This is a genomic window from Vibrio renipiscarius (assembly GCF_000827885.1).
Lineage (GTDB): Bacteria > Pseudomonadota > Gammaproteobacteria > Enterobacterales > Vibrionaceae > Vibrio > Vibrio renipiscarius.
The window spans coordinates 44,560-60,431 of sequence record NZ_JTKH01000025.1 but is presented as its reverse complement, the minus strand read 5'-3'; the positions used below and the strand labels follow the sequence as shown (position 1 = coordinate 60,431).

Genomic DNA, 15,872 nt, shown 5'->3' with positions numbered 1-15,872 from the left:
TTATCATTTTAAAAAAGCTCGCTAATATGCGAATATTTTCTCTACATTAGGATAGGCCACTTGCTGTATCTTTTGCAGCATCTTGAACCTCATCATAGACAGTATCTCTGAATAACTCGGATCTTGAGCGACACTTTCCAATTCATCAGGATCCACTTCTAAATCAAACAAAAGTTCTTTTCCTTCGCTATCGCTGTAGTAACGGAACTTTTCATCTCGAATGGAGACTTGACGTAACCCATAAGGCTCAAATTGCTCTGTTAAAATCAATGACTTATGGGTATCAACTCGACCGCTCATTAACGGTGCTAAAGATTCTCCCTGTATATCCTGAGAAAGTGGAATACCTGCCAATTCCAACATCGTCGGCACCCAATCGACACTCTCAACCAACTGTGTGTAAGCTTGCGGTTTAATCCCCTTCGGATAGTGGATAATGAATGGGACATTGGTGATGACATCTTCTCCAGGCATACCTTTCTGCACTCGGCCATGATCACCTAAATACTCTCCATGGTCGGAAACAAAGACAATAATAGTATTATCATATTGTCCAGTATCCTTTAATGACTGAACTACCCCGCCAACACAATCATCAACATGACTTACAAGCGCCATATAATAACGACGGATCTCGCGCCACTCGTCATCACTAAAATCTTTTAGTTTCGCCATTATCGCTTCTGACTTACCAACCTTTGGCAGTGGCATATCTTCTGTTTTATAAAGATCTAGAAAGCGCTTTGGCGGGTTCACTGGCGCATGTGGCGCATAGTAACCAGCTATACAAAAGAACGGATCATGGCTCTGTTCTTGTCTTTCAATAAAGTCACGAGTCAATTCAGTGACAAAACTGCTATGAGTTAACGACTCATCTCCTTCAAATGAGAACGGTGTTTCTGGATCTCGTTTTCTATCACTATACTCAGGCCGGCCAAATCGGCGAGCTTGTGAAGGAAGCGCTGTTCGAACTGCATCCAACTGCTCTGGTGCTTTTTGCTTAACCCACTCAGTGTATGGGTCATCATAACAACCAGGCTCATCTGAAATTACATACTCATCAAACCCATACGACGGGTGATGTTCACGATGATCCCTAAATGAATGAGGAAGAAAGTGGAGTTTTCCAAAGTTGGCTGTTTTATAGCCATACGGCTTCAGTCTCTTCTGAATTGTCAAAAGCTCTTCCGGTACAACAGGACCATTAGCACCTATGCCATGTGAGCTACAGTAACGACCGGTCAGCAGTGAAACTCGGCTAGGTCCACATATAGGGGCTTGAGTAAAGAAATGCTCAAACTTTGCTCCTTGATTAGCCAAGTCATCGATATTTGGTGTCACAGCAATATCATTGCCATAACACCCTAAAGAGTCCTTACGTTGCTGATCGGTAAATAGTAAAAGAATATTAGGGCGTTTAGTCATCATCATTTCTCGCTTACTTGGCATCTGCAGTTGTCAAACTTCTCGCTTCTTCTGTCGAAGCACTTTTTTCATTTCCCATAAGCTCTCCGGGTTCTGCCGCTCTATTTGCCAACTTAACAAATGGAATGTAAACCATTATTCCGATAACCAATGTACAGAGAGCTAACACACCTGCTTGCCAAGAACCACCTGAAGCTAAAAAAGCACCAACTCCAACAGGCGTCGTCCATGGAACAAGAATACCAAGTGGCGGAACTAAACCGAGAGAAGTGACAAAGCCAGCAAAACCCAACATCAATGTAGGGGCTACAACGAATGGAATAGCAAAAATTGGGTTGAGTATAATTGGTAGGCCGAACACCATCGGCTCGCAAATGTTAAACAAACACGGTATCAAAGCGATTTGTGCTACTTTACGATAATGAATTCGACGAGAAGTGAGTAGAATTGCAATTAATAAGGCCAGTGAAGCACCTGCACCACCAACGTTTGCATAAAGGTCATATGACAGCCAAGTCATATCATGTGGTAAATCCCACATTGAGGCCCCTTCGGCAACTGCACGCAAGTTATCATCTTGCATTGGAGCAAAAAGCATTGACTTGACACCACCTAAGACGGCACCACCATGTATACCAAAGATCCAAAGCATGTTTTGAATAATATCAACTGTCATCAATCCCCATATATTACCCGCTAAATTAGATAATGGTGCTTGAATAAGCTGGGTAATAATAAGAGGGACAGATGTTTCATACATCTTGAGTAGCGCCGCTATAACCGAAAATAGCACCAGTGTAAATGTCGCAGGTAACATTGCTGCAAAAGAAGTAGCGACGGCAGGAGGTACTTGGTCCGGCATTTTTATTTTAAGCTTTTCACTTGCAGATAAATAATGAAAAACCCTTGTTGCTAAGATAGCAACCAATACTGCAGCAAATAGTCCCTTTGAGCTTACATTTGCTACAGAAAAGTCAGGTGTAATAATATAAAAAGCCGCGAGAGCAACCAAACCAGTTCCTACTGGGTCTTTTCCCTCTTTTGCGGCTAAAAGTGACGCTAATTTAAAGCAAGCAAATAGTGCAAACATATTCAGCGTCCCTCCTACTAAAAGGTTAGAGACCTCTGCCATAAATCCTATCGCAACATGATCCTCTCCCAGCCATACTGGTAATCCGAATAACGGATTTAGGAACAACTGACTAAAAAGAATAAAAAAAGAGGCGGGCATGATAATTGGTAGTGTACTAATAAATGTATCTCTAATCGAAGATACATATTTATTAGTAGCAAACGCGTTTATCTTTGCACTATGTTTATTAAAAAAGTTTTCTAGAGCTTTCATATCGTCCACTTATTTGTAGGGTGAATTTCGTTTATGTCCGGCACAGTTTGGATATTACCGTCTATGTAGTGAGGGTTACAGTCGTATTTTCATGAATTTACATATATGTGATCTTCGTCAAAACCATATGGTTTTAAATTAAGGCAATAAAACCTTACCAATCAATACTTTAAGCTTTAAAATGATTGTAACCTCAACCTATTAGACTTGTGCATGTATTTTCAATACAATGAAAACACATGAAAACCAAGGTGTGTATGTATGTTTGAATTATTTATTGGGATGCTGCTGGGGCTCACAATCTCAATGACTGGTGTTGGTGGTGGAGTGCTGATGATCCCAGTTTTAATGTATTTATTTAAGATGGATCCAGTCTCATCTGTCGCAACAGCAAACCTCTGTTCTATGCTAATGAAACTCTCTTCAAGTGCAACACACTATCATTTAGGCAATATACCTATTAAAACCAGCTTCATATTTTTGCTAACGACAGCACCGACCACAATCATAGGCTCATATCTTATATCCATCGGTATGAAATCTAACTACGCCAATAACGTAAACATAGTGATTGAGGGGCTGATTTTGCTTGCTATGGCAAGCTCTTTAACTATCATGATTCGTAACAAGCTTAGCTCAAGAACGGTTACTAAAATCACGAACGATTTAGCCCAAACGAAACCTTGGTACCAAATTGTATTTGCAGGGCTATTTGCAGGAAGTGTGATAGGTTGCACCGGGGTCGGTGGAGGGATCATCGTACTACCTATTTTAATACGTTTCTTAAATCTCAATATAAAGCAAGCTGTGGGAGTATCGGTATTCGTGACTATGTTACTTTCCGGGTTCGCCGCTTTAGTGTATGGCTTGAATGGTCAAACAAATGTCACTCTATCAATCCAATTATTTGCTGGTAGCCTAATCGCAATCCCTATTGCACATAAATTGATGAAAACTATTTCGATGCAAAGGTTAGACAACATAACGCTATCCCTTGTAATTCTTAGTGTCGGAAGCATGTGCTTCAGGTATTTATAAATACACAGAAAATATGAGAGGCACAGGAAACCTCTCATATGAGTTGGCTAACGACCAACCTTTGGCCGCGCATCGTACTGACTTTTTGATTGGTACGGTTTAACCGACTCTCTTGGAACTAAACGACCCGTAAGAGGCTTATCTTGAAGTGAAGTCAACGCTTTTCCTTCAAGTACCTGAATTGAAGCTTCGATAAGTTCCTCTGCAATATACGAGACTGGCGTTTCTACTGTCGTCAGTCTCGGGTAAGTAAACTCAGCCAGCTCAGAGCCTTCCAAACTAATAATAGAAATATCATCAGGGACTTCATAACCAAACTGCCTTAGTGTTGCCATTGCCTCAGCTGCAATCACATCAGTAGCCGATACAATGGCGCTGAATTCAACTCCAGTCCTACAAAGCTCCATTACACCTGAATTCCCATCAACAATATGGTCAAGGATCACACTAGGATTAAATACTAAACCGTAGTCTTTCATAGCCTGTTTATAGCCATCAATACGTGCATTTGCCGCTATACCTACCCCCGGAAATAAGGCAAATTTTTGGTGCTTATTTGCAATTAAAAACTGACATGCAGAGTAACAAGCTGAAGAATGATCGTAGCTAATAGAATACTCTGACTCATCGTACTTACTATCAAAGCGGATTAACGTTTGGCCTCGAACAGTTAAAGCTTCAACCTCAGATCCTAATAATTCAGTTTCAACTAAAATAATAACTTCACAGCCCCGCTCTACTAAAAGCGAAACGTAGCTCTTTTCTCGACTGCGCACACCTTCCCCATTAAAAAGCATTAATTGCTTTCCTTCTCGAATAGCGTGCTGCTGCGCTGATAGATAAAACTGTCCAAAACTGGCCGTTGACAAGTGAGAGACAACCATTCCTATCGTATTGGATTTGGTGCTTACGGCAGACACTACGAAACTTGCATTAGAAAGCTCTGAGATTTTTTCTGGGTTATAGCCTAGCTTACGTGCAGCGCTTAAAACCAACTCTTTCGTTTCACTCTTTACATTCGCATTACCGCTAAATACCCGCGATACTGTGGCATTTGAAACATTCGCCATTAAAGAAACATCGTGAATAGTAGCCATCTTTCTAGAATTCTCTTGCTGCTCTTGTGAATAATCATTATCAGACATATAAAAACACTTTAATTAACAAAGAATTACCATACTTCAGAATAGATGTTTTTATCGTACCCATAAGAAGTAGATTCATGTTTTCATAGTTTTCATGAAAATGAAAGGAAAACTAAGTCCACAAAAAAATAAAAGGAGCGCCTAAAACGGCGCTCCTTCTAATTACACTAAATAAGGCTCTAATAATTAGGTGAGTTTCCAACCTGCAACAATACGCTCCGCCTCGTCTAAGACATCATTATCAATTTTCGTAGATGCATAGCGTGCATTTTGTTCGACATGGTTTACATCATAAACGCCAGCGATTACAGGTCCAACTTGCTGTTGATTAATTAACCATTGAATTGCGATATGCGCCAGATCGACCCCTACATTCTTAGCAAAACTCGACAATTCGTTGGCACAAGCGAGATAGTCTTTAAATGCTTCACCACTTAATTTAGGGTTTGCGGCACGGTCATCGTTACTGTCAAAGTTATTGCTCTCAGAGAAGGTTCCTGTCAGCAATCCCTGCATTAAAGGACTGTATGGCAAATATTTCAAATTAAATTCTGCACAAAATGGGAGCACTTCACTTCGCGCTCGATAAGCAAGAGGAATATTGTGGTAGTGCTCAGGGTTTTGCTCAATCAGGTTGTAGAGCCCTTGGTATGTAGCGAGATCAATCACTTTCATCAATTCCCGAGTCATATCGATCGAGAAGTTAGACACCCCAACGTTGCGAATTTTGCCTTGACGTTGCAATTCACGTAATGCCTCTCCTGTTTCGACAATTGGCGTATTTGGATCAGGCCAATGCAATTGATACAAGTCGATATATTCAGTACCTAATCGTGATAATGAGTCATCAACTTCAGCAAAAATGCTCTCTTTAGACAAGTCATGCCTAGACTTCACTCGACCGAGCTCTGGACTATACGCAAATGGCAGGCCACATTTGGTTGCTACAATAACTTTATCGCGCTCAATTCCTTTCAGCGCTTTACCTAATATGATTTCAGAATGTCCTTTACCGTAAATAGGAGCGGTATCAAAAAAATTAACCCCGACATCAATAGCACGGTGCACTGCAGCGATAGATTCGTTGTCATTTACATTATTCCATGTCCCCCCCATAGCCCAACAACCGAACCCCAAAGAGGATACTTGCAAATCGTTAATTATTTTATTTTCCATATATCAATCCTTAACTTATTAATAGCCGTTTTCTTGGGATACTGTTTTAATCCATTCACCTGACTTTTTAATCGTTCTCTTCTGTGTTTCTAAATCAAGTGAAATAAAACCATAACGATTTTTATATGAATTGATCCATGACCAGCAGTCTATGAATGTCCACAGATGATAGCCTTTGCAGTGACAACCCTCTTCGATCGCTTGATGGACATAATCTAAATGACTTTTAATGAATTCAATACGATAGTCATCTTGAATTTGACCATCCTGCAAAAACTGATTTTCACCTTCCACTCCCATTCCATTTTCAGAAATAAAGCACGGTATATTTCCATAATTCTCTTTCAAATTTGTAAGGATGTCATAAATGCCTTTTTCATAGATCTCCCATCCTCTATGTACATTCATCTTTCTACCTGGTTTTATATAAGGGTCATAAAACCACTCCGGCATAAATGAACTATTTGGGTTCACAACATGTTGCTTAGCCTGAACTCTTCGAGGCTCGTAATAATTAACCCCTAATAGGTCAACGATGCCTTGTCCAATTAATTGCGCATCTCCATCTCTACATAAAGGCAATTGCTTGTGTTCGGCAAGGAGATTGAGCAATTCTTGGGGATAGTGCCCCAAAGTTACTGGGTCTAAAAAAGAACGATTAAATAATAGATCGACTACGTTTGCAGCCTCTAAATCTGCAGGATGCTCAGAGCGAGAATAAGCAGGAGTCAAATTTAAAATAATGCCAATTTCACTACTCAAGTTCATCTCACGAAAAGCGATAACCGCCTTTGAATGAGCTAGCATAGTATGATATGCAACCGTTGAGGCTTTAAGAAAGTCATGAGTTTGAGGATAATGATTAGCATAAACGTACCCTTGCTTCACAGGCACAATTGGTTCATTAAATGTGAACCACTTAGAAACTCGGTCACCAAACAACCCAAAACATTGTCGCGCGTATTCGGCATACGCATCCACAACTTTACGGTTTTCCCAACCTCCGATTTCTTGCATGCATACCGGCATATCAAAATGATAAAGGTTGATGAACGGCTCTATATCATTAGCAATAAGCTCATTGATAACGTTATTATAAAATTCAACTGCTTTAGGGTTAACCTCTCCAACTCCATCAGGAATTAAACGACTCCACTGGATAGAAGTCCTAAAGCTGTTGTGACCAATTTGCTTCATCAATGCGATATCTTCTTTCCAGTTTTCATAGAAAGTCGAAGTATCCTCAGGACCAACTTGATTGTGAAAACACTCTGCCTGTTGTTCAAACCAAAGATCCCAAATGCTATGCGACTTACCGTCTTTTAGTGCGGCACCTTCAGATTGAGGCCCCGATGTCGCGGAACCCCACCAAAAACTCTTAGGAAAGCGCTTAAAATTCATTGCCATATACTTACTCTGTCACTATTCATAGATCAAAACCCGATTACATTAAATTCAACCAGGCGCAACACGTAAAGTTATCAACTGAAAAAACATAGAGTTGATCACCAAAACTATATGTGTTTATAGCTTAAGATATATGCATTTAATGATGAGTGGTATAGTGCAAGTTTAAACATCAGATCGTTGCACAATAGCTGGAAGGTAAAACTCTAGCGTTCAGTTACTCGTGAAGTGAACATTAGGTATGAGTTTAGAGGCGAGCTAATTGCTCGTAACCCAGTGCTGAGTAATGCTGATGACACACGAAATCAAGCGAGCACGAACGGGTCGATGGCAAACAAACAATGACTGAATAAGCGTTAACAACCCAGCATTGGTCAAGAATCAACCTTACTATCCGTATATTGAAAGCGACCGCGGAGTAAACAGATGAAAAAAGCTACAAACATCGCCTGCCATGTGATGGCAAAACCTACAGGCTCAATCTGCAATTTAGACTGTCATTACTGCTTCTATCTGGAAAAAGAAGCGCTCTATCCTGAGAGGGTATCTGCTTGGAAAATGCCTGAAGATGTACTGCGCGAATATATCCGCCAGTATATCGAAAACCAACCCTCAAACTATGTTGATTTTCTCTGGCAAGGCGGCGAACCACTAATGATGGGTATAGAATTCTTTGCCAAGGCGGTCGAAATAAGTACAGAGCTAGCAAAAGGAAAAATAATTCGTCATAGCATCCAAACAAATGGCGTACTGATTAATGACAATTGGGCTAATTTCTTCAAAAAGAACAACATTCTAATCGGCATATCAATTGATGGCCCGCAAAAACTTCATGATACCTACAGAGTCACTCGAAGTGGCAAAGGTAGCTACCAAAAAGTACTGGCAGGCCTGGAAACCATAAAAAAGCATCATGTGGAATTTAATATTCTCACAGTTGTTGGCTCTCACAATGTTGACCACCCTATAGAAGTATACCAACACTTAAAAGCATTAGGCGCTAAACATATACAGTTTATCCCTTTAGTAGAAGAAGTTTACCCCAATAATAAGGAAGCAAATCCTCACATTACTAATCTCCATGTAACCAAGTGGACGACACCAGCTCTCGCGTATGGAAAATTCCTTACAAAAATATTCAACAAATGGATTAGAGAGGATATTGGCGACATTTTTGTACAAACATTCGATAGTACATTTGCCTCATGGAATGGTCTACCTTCAGGTGTATGCGTAACTTCTAGAACTTGCGGTCACGCCTTAGCATTAGAAGCCAATGGAGATCTCTATCAATGTGATCACTACGTAGAGAAAGCCCACAAGCTCGGCAACATTAAAGAAGAAACAATTAGTAAACTAAACAATAGCGCTCAAGCGATATCCTTTGGAAAAAATAAATACGACCATCTTTCACAACATTGTAAGCAGTGCCAATACCAATTTGCATGCTTTGGTGGATGTCCAAAACATCGCTTTGCTACCGATGACAATGGAATTAAGAATATTAATTATTTGTGTGATGGTTACTTCTACTTTTTTGATCAAACAGCACCTTATATGAAGGCTATGAAAGATTTATTGCTCGCAGGCTATTCACCTTCGTGTATAAAAACCATCCTATCAAGTAATAGCCAAGCCCTTTAAATACCGACAACGCATTCATAAATACAACGAGGAGATACAGTCTTGCAAGATTTAAGTACATTTTCTAGCCATTGCGGTATTCAAGTTTCAGATCTAGAAGCAAGTATCGAGTTTTACCTAGGGCTCGGATTTACCCTACAAAGCCGATATCAATTACCCTCTGGTAATGGTTCAAATGACCACGTAGCCTTTCTATCATTTTATGGTGGATTGCTTGAACTTTATCAACTTAGTAATGATAAGCCTTGCCATAATGTGGGAAGAATCAATCACTTTGCAATCAAAGTAGACGACCTATCTCATATCCAAATTAAGCTAAAAGAAAAGCATATCGATATTTTGAAGGGCCCCAAAACACTCCCATTTGGTTGCCACGGCATGCAATTTTTAACTATTGAAGGGCTTGATTATGAACGTATAGAATTCAAACATTTTTTATAGCTGGTAAGACCCCAGAACCCTATACTTAGGGCTATTTAGCCAAGGAAAACATCTAATTTAAAATGTCACTAAAACGGGGATGTTTACACAGATACAGAACAAGTCTTCGATGCTTGCGCGAAAGTCAGTGACAATGTTCGCCGAGTCATGACGGTTAGAGGGATTGGGCCTCAAACCGCCACGGCAATACTGGCTTCGATAGGCAATGGGTCACAATTTGATAAAAGCCGCGACTTCTCTGCTTGGCTCGGCTTGGTACCAAAGCAATATTCCACAGGCGGTAAGCCTCGGTTAGGCCGAATAACTAAACACGGTGATAAATATCTCCGAACGTTATTGGTTCATGGCGCAAGAACGGTCATTGCAAACCTTGGCGACAAGCAAGATAGGTTAAGCCAATGGTGTCGAGGCGTTCTTGAACGAAGAGGGATGAATCGAGCCATCGTGGCACTCGCGGCGAAAAACGCACGAATTATATGGTCACTTTTACACAATCAAACAGAATATGAAAACTATGCTGCTTAAGTAAAAAAATAAGCAGCATAAAGAGTTAAACCCACCGGGTCATTGCAGACGCTAATGATGGAGATAGGTTAAGACCACTTGCGGAGAGCCTGTTAATGCGGCGGACACATTAGATGTCATCTAACGAATAAGGCACCGCAGTCGCGCAAAGTCATCAGGGCCACGATGTATATGAATCATCGATAAATAGGCCGAATGTAGAGCGGCAGTCCAAAACCCATCAACATAAGTTTAGCGGATGTTTGACAACCGGGGGAATCCATGTAGCCGCGTTAAGTGGTGAGCAACACTACCACTGAACTGACCGAAGTAAGCCGAAAACGCCAAGCGTTGGGAATCCGTCTTGAACGCTTGTTAGCTTTCAATTAACGGTTCAGTAAATTGGCAACTTGCCGATGCATTAATACAACGCCGTTACGTTGTCGTGTTATTTTCCTACTCACTTTATCGGCGAAAATTTGCACTACACCCGGAATTTCAAACACCTTAGGGTCTAATGGTTCAAGAGCATAAGGGTTATGAAAAACCATTAAACCATCTTGAATACGTTCAGAGTACAGCATACTTGGAGTAGAAATTTGATCAGGTAAAGCTTTCTTTTCATCATGCCAAACTGTACTAATATAACGTTCAACATCAGGATTTTTTGACATTGCTTCGACTTTTCCCCACGTAGCAGTAGTGCTAAAAATGATAGCGCTTATCTCTTCAAAACCTGCGTCCTCAAAAATGCCAAGCTCGATTTTTGAGCCATTGTCTTTCTCAACAGCTCCTAAACTTACCCCAGGAGGGCCATTTGGGTAGGCCCCTGGGTTACGGTTATACGCATCTTCATCAATATAGTAGTCATAAAGAAGAGCCATCATGGGTGTTTCATATTGAAGATTAAAGTTAGGTTGTTCAAATGGAGCGATAGCAAGGACAAAAGGTTTTCGTTCAACATGGGGCTTATGTTTATAACTTTTCTGATATTTGGCACGTTTGGAAGTTACTGCGTTGGCTAAACGTATTATCGACTCGACGTTCATTGAACGAAAAGTATCAGGTAAAGGGGTAGCTGGATTTTTCTCCCATTCAGGTGTTTTACCTTGAGTATTAGACGCTATCGTCGCTTCAACAATGATATCCTTGCCATTCATGGAAAAAGCAAAGTCTGGAGCAGGTTGAGACCAATCAAAAACCGCATTTTGGCTTTTGAACAATCTGTATAAATAGATTTCCCAAAATGTTGAATTAAACGTTGTTTGAAATTCATCAATTAACTTTCCATCTCTATCAGGAAAGCCATCGAACCAATTTTCAAATTCATCTCGATCTACTTGTTGAACTACTCTGAGCACTTCTAAGTAGTTTTTATGAAGTTTCTCTTTATCAAACCTTGAAACAAATAAACTCACTTTGACCTCCTGAAAGCTAACGCCAAATTCAGGGACGCCGTAGGCGTCCCCTGGAATTTTTTGTTATATGCGTATTTTGAATAAAATAGCTAAACATCCATCACTGGAAAATCTTCGTTTCCAACAATCTGTTTCCAGTCTTGTTTGAGTAATGCTTGTGCTTCAATAGTTAATTTTTTGTATTTATTTATATTTCCTGTTTCCTTAGCAACTTCCGCATCTAACATTTTCTTATTTGCTCTAAAAGTGGCGCATTTTTTCTTTATCTCAAACGATAAATTGATGCCTTCTAAATCTTCAGCATTTAACATGGCTTCATATCTTTCAACATCAGCCATTATTGATTTTACAGAAGCAATTGAGTGAATAATTCGTTTATCAGTTTCAATTAACTGTTCCTTAGCCGAAATTGCCTCAGCTTTCTTTTTCCACGGCTGAAATTCTTTACAAAAAACTTCATAATCTTCCTCAATTGCTTTTATGGTCTCATCTTCCAAATCATCTAAGAAACATTCAACACGATCAACCAAAGAAAATAACGAATAAAAATCAACTTTACCTTTTTCAACGTCACGAGTGAGTTTCTTTAACTCACTGCGAAAATACTTCAGGTCATCGTGAGCATAAGCAATTTCACTTTCATCATCGTCATCGTCATCGTCATCAAACATAGAGCTATCAAAAATAGAGTCTTCATCATTTGTGTCCACATCTTGGACTTCTACCCTATTTGATTTTACTAATTCACTTGAAATGAATAGCATTTCAGATACGACTTCAGTTGTGGAGAATCCATGTTCGGAAGTCAATGTTTCAATATAATCTGATAACTCTTTGTAAAGATCTAGTTTTTCGTTCATGAATAACTCACATAATCCTAAATTGTAAGTGATAACCTTCTACCACCATTAGTATGGTAAGAATATGTACCTTTTTGTTTGAGAAAGCATATAACGTCGGCTTTAGGGGCTAAAAACACACGCCCCGTGCGATACAACCACCTTAAGTAGCAAAAATTAAGAAGACTAAAAAATGATCCAGTGTTTTTAGTCCCCTCAAACCATTGTTATATTTATGCACCCAACGTGATTTTCTTTACCACCTCAAGTGCAAACTCCCGAGCTTCAGGGGAGGTGAAGATGTTCTTCACTGCTTTTGTTACCTTACCTTTGTTTAGCTTTAGCCAAACCCCTTTGGGAAAGCTCTTTGCATTACTTTCGGCTTTTTCCAAGGTGGTTTTTAGCTCACTCAACCTTCTTTCTGACAGTTCACATTCAGATTTTAGATTCTCGATTCGCTCATAGAGCGAGTTTAGGCTCTTGGATAATTCGATCAGCTCTTCGGTCGAGAATCTCATGTTGGGTTCCGAAATCTCGCTGGGAAAAATAGCTTCGATTTTTTGGTTTAAAGTATCGTTTAACTCTTGGTCCTCTGCGTAGATGACTAGTAGCTCATTCTCAATGTGCTTAGACCACCTTGAGATTCGCATTGATACCCCGTTGAGGCTAGACAACTGGAATTTATCCTCTGATTTATATTTTCCAGGGCGTTCTGTTGTTACAAATTTAACCTCAATTTCGTTTCGAAACTCCTCTCGCTCTTTCATATTCAAAGCTAAAGCTGTGGCCAAAGCATTGTTGGAACCAACTCTTTTTACTTCCTGCTTGAATTCTTCCTCCTCAACGGAAAAGGTAAACTCAGGATGATGATTAAACTTTATGATCACTAGTTCACCGTATTGAGGGTACTCAAGCGTGTAGTCATCCAGAGAAAAATTTGAATTTTCCAAAGCTCGTTTAATCTGTTTTACAAAACTAGGGTTTAACTGCAAACCTCATTGCCTCCTAAAAATCTAACGAATGACATGGATTCCCCCTCCCGAGGATCTGCCACACTTAAGTGGAATACATTTGCACCGGAGGCACCATGTCTGATTATTCTTATTTTTGCGGTATCGACCTGGCTAAAAACCATTTTAGTCTTCATGCTGTCGACCAAAATGGCAAAGTCCTACTTCATAAGTCGGTTACTCGCTCTAAACTGCTGACTACAATAGCAAATATGCCGCTCATGCGTATAGGAGTTGAAGCGTGTGGTGGTGCACATTATTGGGCAAGAACACTCAATAAACTAGGGCATGATGCGCGCATTATGGCCGTTAAATACGTCATCCCTTATCGAACCAAAGGAAAAAACGACCTTAATGATGCCGTTGCTATCTGTGAAGCCGTTCAGCGTCCATCAACTCGCTTTGTACCTATAAAATCCCCTGAACAACAAGCCATCTTATCTGTGCATCGAATGAGAGAACATTGGGTTCGCGAACGCACCGCGCTAATGAATCGGATGCGAGCCCTACTATCTGAATTTGGACTCATCATCCCTGTTGGTCGTTCATCATTAATGAAGCAAGTGCCGTTAATGCTTGAAGATGCTGAGAATGAACTACCCTGCCTCGCAAGGACCGTTATTTCCGATGCGTATCACCACGCAGATACAGAACAAGCCTTCGATGCTTGTGCGAAAGTCAGTGACAATGTTCGCCGAGTCATGACGGCACGAATCTATCTGGTTGGCTTCGATCTTGTGCGCACAGCCTTTCATCTCGACGTAGTTTCTCACGACAAGCTTGCTTTACCCAGGATGAAAACGACTGATTTTTAGACTTAATATCATTAATTTCATCGATTAATTCATGCTCGAAACGAATGTTTTTCTTTGCGGATATTGCATTGGTATTGGCGTTGATTTTGATGATTATTTTTTTCATGTGCGCACACCTAAACAACTTAAATTAATGAGTGCGCACACTTGGGGATGCACTCGTCCTTCTCCTATGAATGAAGTCGTATCGAACCGTCGATACATTCTTCAATTCGGCTCAAGATAAGTTGGGGATCTCTCATGCATCCACTACTCAAACAATGGTGCAGTATGCTCACTACCTCATTTGTCACGTCTTCAATAAATCGGTCTTCTCGAACAAAACGATGCGGCCAACATTGCGTGCGCTCTTTGATCATCAGATAGAGTTCATCACGAAAACCGTCGATATCGTCATGCCCGAGCGTCGCAAATTGCTGACTTTGAATAATATCGAAACACAAGCTAGTGCAATGAACAGACAGCGGTGAATAGTTCATAACTGACCTCCGTTGTTCAAAAAATTGGCAAACGCACTACCGTCACGCCGGGTTAGATTGGGCACGTAACGAGAGTAGACTCGGAATAACATCGTAGTCGTTGTATGCCCCATTTGATTTGCAATCCACTCAGGTGACTCACCAGATGCCAATAGTAATGTCGCGAAGGTATGGCGCGTCTGATATGGATTTCTTTTACGAAGTTTCGCTTTCTCTAGCGTGGGATACCATTGAGTGCGGGACACCACTGCATAGTTGAGCGGTTTACCCTTAGCATTAATAAATACAAATTTATCACTCATTCTAGCTTGGCACTTATGTTCAGTTAATACCTTAACTATTCGGTCGATAAGATGAATGACACGATGTGAACCTTCGGTTTTTAACCCGGATACCTCACCTTTCACTAAAGCTTGATTGACCGTGATCGTTTTATTCTCTAAATCGACGTCTTTCCACATTAAAGCGTCAATTTCTCCTGTTCTCATTCCGGTAAAAAATCGCGTCACGTAGTAAGTATAAAAATCAGCAGGTACGGCACTTAAAAACCGTTCTACATCCGCTAATGCAAATGGGTCAACTTCAGTACGCCCTACTTTTAACGCCTTGATATTTTTCCAAGGTGAGGTAAAGTCATAACGATCGGCGGCTTCATTAAGTAACATCCTTAGCGGTGTCATTATGTGATTGATGCGTGATGGGCTTAAATAACCACCTTTTCGTCCCGGTACTTTGGCGAGGATGGAACGAAACTGTAGAATTTGCCCCTTATTGATGGCGCTGATCTTCTTATTCCCAAAAGTTGGCAGCAGATATTTGTTGAGTACGCCATCAACTTCTTCGAAATGACGCGGACCCCACTCTATTTGCATCTCTGACAACCAAGTTCGGGCAAACACTTCAAAACTCGGGGATTCTGGTGCATTAAAGTAGGCTTGTGCCGTGCGCCTCCTTTCATCTACTTCATTGAAACGTGTTCGAAGCTTGCTATTAGGGAAGTATTTCCCGTAATCGAACGTTCCCAACGTAATTTCAGCTTCAACTTTCTTAAGTAAACGCGCCGCCCGATTTCTATTTACTGTCGTGTCGGCCAACTTTGTGTATTCTCGGCATCTACATCCTTTATATCGAAAATCTAGAAACAGCTGACCACCTCGCTCATTAACACTGCCCATATTCTTCTCCC

General features: G+C 40.5%; 14 protein-coding genes and 2 pseudogenes. 5 read left to right on the top strand and 11 right to left on the bottom strand.

Features of this window, described 5'->3' with window-relative positions; genetic code table 11:
* Positions 1–21: 21 nt before the first annotated feature.
* Both OJ16_RS18585 and OJ16_RS18580 read right to left on the bottom strand, forming a co-directional pair.
* Positions 22–1,431: a sulfatase family protein gene (locus OJ16_RS18585; protein ID WP_160289874.1), complete on the bottom strand. Its 1,410-nt coding sequence runs from the start codon at positions 1,429–1,431 to the stop codon at positions 22–24.
* Between the two features lie 7 nt (positions 1,432–1,438).
* On the bottom strand, positions 1,439–2,770 hold the full coding sequence (locus OJ16_RS18580; protein ID WP_040992857.1) for a PTS sugar transporter subunit IIC: 1,332 nt from the start codon (positions 2,768–2,770) through the stop codon (positions 1,439–1,441).
* Between the two features lie 261 nt (positions 2,771–3,031).
* Between OJ16_RS18580 and OJ16_RS18575 the strand changes: the two genes are divergently transcribed.
* The gene (locus OJ16_RS18575; RefSeq protein WP_040992855.1) at positions 3,032–3,808 is read left to right on the top strand and encodes a sulfite exporter TauE/SafE family protein; all 777 of its coding nucleotides are present in this window, start codon (positions 3,032–3,034) and stop codon (positions 3,806–3,808) included.
* Positions 3,809–3,855: 47 nt separating this feature from the next.
* Here OJ16_RS18575 and OJ16_RS18570 read toward each other — a convergent pair whose 3' ends face one another.
* From OJ16_RS18570 to OJ16_RS18560, 3 genes are all read right to left on the bottom strand, one after another.
* Entirely contained in the window at positions 3,856–4,953 is a 1,098-nt protein-coding gene (locus tag OJ16_RS18570; protein WP_040992853.1) for a LacI family DNA-binding transcriptional regulator, read from the bottom strand.
* Between the two features lie 186 nt (positions 4,954–5,139).
* Positions 5,140–6,129: an aldo/keto reductase gene (locus OJ16_RS18565; protein ID WP_040992851.1), complete on the bottom strand. Its 990-nt coding sequence runs from the start codon at positions 6,127–6,129 to the stop codon at positions 5,140–5,142.
* 18 nt (positions 6,130–6,147) lie between these two features.
* Positions 6,148–7,536 (bottom strand): glycoside hydrolase family 1 protein, encoded by a 1,389-nt coding sequence (locus tag OJ16_RS18560; protein WP_152613880.1) that lies wholly within the window; start codon positions 7,534–7,536, stop codon positions 6,148–6,150.
* Positions 7,537–7,962: 426 nt separating this feature from the next.
* On the opposite strand from OJ16_RS18560, the gene OJ16_RS18555 reads away from it, so the two are divergent.
* From OJ16_RS18555 to OJ16_RS18545, 3 genes and pseudogenes are all read left to right on the top strand, one after another.
* Positions 7,963–9,180: an anaerobic sulfatase maturase gene (locus OJ16_RS18555; RefSeq protein WP_052810349.1), complete on the top strand. Its 1,218-nt coding sequence runs from the start codon at positions 7,963–7,965 to the stop codon at positions 9,178–9,180.
* Positions 9,181–9,222: 42 nt separating this feature from the next.
* Positions 9,223–9,621, top strand: coding sequence for a VOC family protein (locus OJ16_RS18550; RefSeq protein ID WP_040992849.1), 399 nt, complete (start codon positions 9,223–9,225; stop codon positions 9,619–9,621).
* A 90-nt stretch (positions 9,622–9,711) separates the two neighbouring features.
* Positions 9,712–10,146: pseudogene (locus OJ16_RS18545) on the top strand (IS110 family RNA-guided transposase); the annotation flags it as partial.
* Between the two features lie 365 nt (positions 10,147–10,511).
* On the opposite strand, the gene OJ16_RS18540 reads toward OJ16_RS18545, so the two are convergent.
* The 3 genes from OJ16_RS18540 to OJ16_RS18530 form a co-directional block, all read right to left on the bottom strand.
* Positions 10,512–11,543 carry a hypothetical protein gene (locus tag OJ16_RS18540; RefSeq protein ID WP_040992847.1) on the bottom strand — a complete coding sequence of 344 codons (1,032 nt, stop codon included), beginning with the start codon at positions 11,541–11,543 and terminating at the stop codon, positions 10,512–10,514.
* An 89-nt stretch (positions 11,544–11,632) separates the two neighbouring features.
* Positions 11,633–12,403, bottom strand: coding sequence for a hypothetical protein (locus tag OJ16_RS18535; RefSeq protein ID WP_040992845.1), 771 nt, complete (start codon positions 12,401–12,403; stop codon positions 11,633–11,635).
* A 212-nt stretch (positions 12,404–12,615) separates the two neighbouring features.
* Positions 12,616–13,374 (bottom strand): hypothetical protein, encoded by a 759-nt coding sequence (locus OJ16_RS18530; RefSeq protein ID WP_040992843.1) that lies wholly within the window; start codon positions 13,372–13,374, stop codon positions 12,616–12,618.
* 95 nt (positions 13,375–13,469) lie between these two features.
* Here OJ16_RS18530 and OJ16_RS18525 point away from each other — a divergent pair.
* Positions 13,470–14,105: pseudogene (locus tag OJ16_RS18525) on the top strand (IS110 family RNA-guided transposase); the annotation flags it as partial.
* On the opposite strand, the gene OJ16_RS20290 reads toward OJ16_RS18525, so the two are convergent.
* The 3 genes from OJ16_RS20290 to OJ16_RS18515 all read right to left on the bottom strand — a co-directional run bounded on the left by OJ16_RS20290 (position 14,092) and on the right by OJ16_RS18515 (position 15,861).
* Complete coding sequence (locus tag OJ16_RS20290) at positions 14,092–14,313, bottom strand: YlcI/YnfO family protein (protein WP_152613879.1); 222 nt, start codon at positions 14,311–14,313, stop codon at positions 14,092–14,094. The pseudogene OJ16_RS18525 and the gene OJ16_RS20290 overlap by 14 nt on opposite strands.
* A gap of 64 nt (positions 14,314–14,377) precedes the next feature.
* A complete protein-coding gene (locus OJ16_RS18520) occupies positions 14,378–14,686 on the bottom strand; it encodes a hypothetical protein (RefSeq protein WP_040992841.1) in 309 nt (102 codons plus the stop codon).
* The gene (locus tag OJ16_RS18515) at positions 14,683–15,861 is read right to left on the bottom strand and encodes an Arm DNA-binding domain-containing protein (RefSeq protein WP_040992839.1); all 1,179 of its coding nucleotides are present in this window, start codon (positions 15,859–15,861) and stop codon (positions 14,683–14,685) included. The genes OJ16_RS18520 and OJ16_RS18515 overlap by 4 nt, the downstream gene beginning before the upstream one ends.
* Between the last annotated feature and the right edge of the window lie 11 nt (positions 15,862–15,872).

Excerpts from the sequence above, each read along its gene's own strand:
- OJ16_RS18585 (WP_160289874.1), bottom strand. The coding sequence starts at position 1,431 with ATGATGATGACTAAACGCCCTAATATTCTTTTACTATTTACCGATCAG.
- OJ16_RS18580 (WP_040992857.1), bottom strand. The coding sequence starts at position 2,770 with ATGAAAGCTCTAGAAAACTTTTTTAATAAACATAGTGCAAAGATAAAC.
- OJ16_RS18575 (WP_040992855.1), top strand. The coding sequence starts at position 3,032 with ATGTTTGAATTATTTATTGGGATGCTGCTGGGGCTCACAATCTCAATG.
- OJ16_RS18570 (WP_040992853.1), bottom strand. The coding sequence starts at position 4,953 with ATGTCTGATAATGATTATTCACAAGAGCAGCAAGAGAATTCTAGAAAG.
- OJ16_RS18565 (WP_040992851.1), bottom strand. The coding sequence starts at position 6,129 with ATGGAAAATAAAATAATTAACGATTTGCAAGTATCCTCTTTGGGGTTC.
- OJ16_RS18560 (WP_152613880.1), bottom strand. The coding sequence starts at position 7,536 with ATGGCAATGAATTTTAAGCGCTTTCCTAAGAGTTTTTGGTGGGGTTCC.
- OJ16_RS18555 (WP_052810349.1), top strand. The coding sequence starts at position 7,963 with ATGAAAAAAGCTACAAACATCGCCTGCCATGTGATGGCAAAACCTACA.
- OJ16_RS18535 (WP_040992845.1), bottom strand. The coding sequence starts at position 12,403 with ATGAACGAAAAACTAGATCTTTACAAAGAGTTATCAGATTATATTGAA.
- OJ16_RS20290 (WP_152613879.1), bottom strand. The coding sequence starts at position 14,313 with ATGAAAAAAATAATCATCAAAATCAACGCCAATACCAATGCAATATCC.
- OJ16_RS18520 (WP_040992841.1), bottom strand. The coding sequence starts at position 14,686 with ATGAACTATTCACCGCTGTCTGTTCATTGCACTAGCTTGTGTTTCGAT.
- OJ16_RS18515 (WP_040992839.1), bottom strand. The coding sequence starts at position 15,861 with ATGGGCAGTGTTAATGAGCGAGGTGGTCAGCTGTTTCTAGATTTTCGA.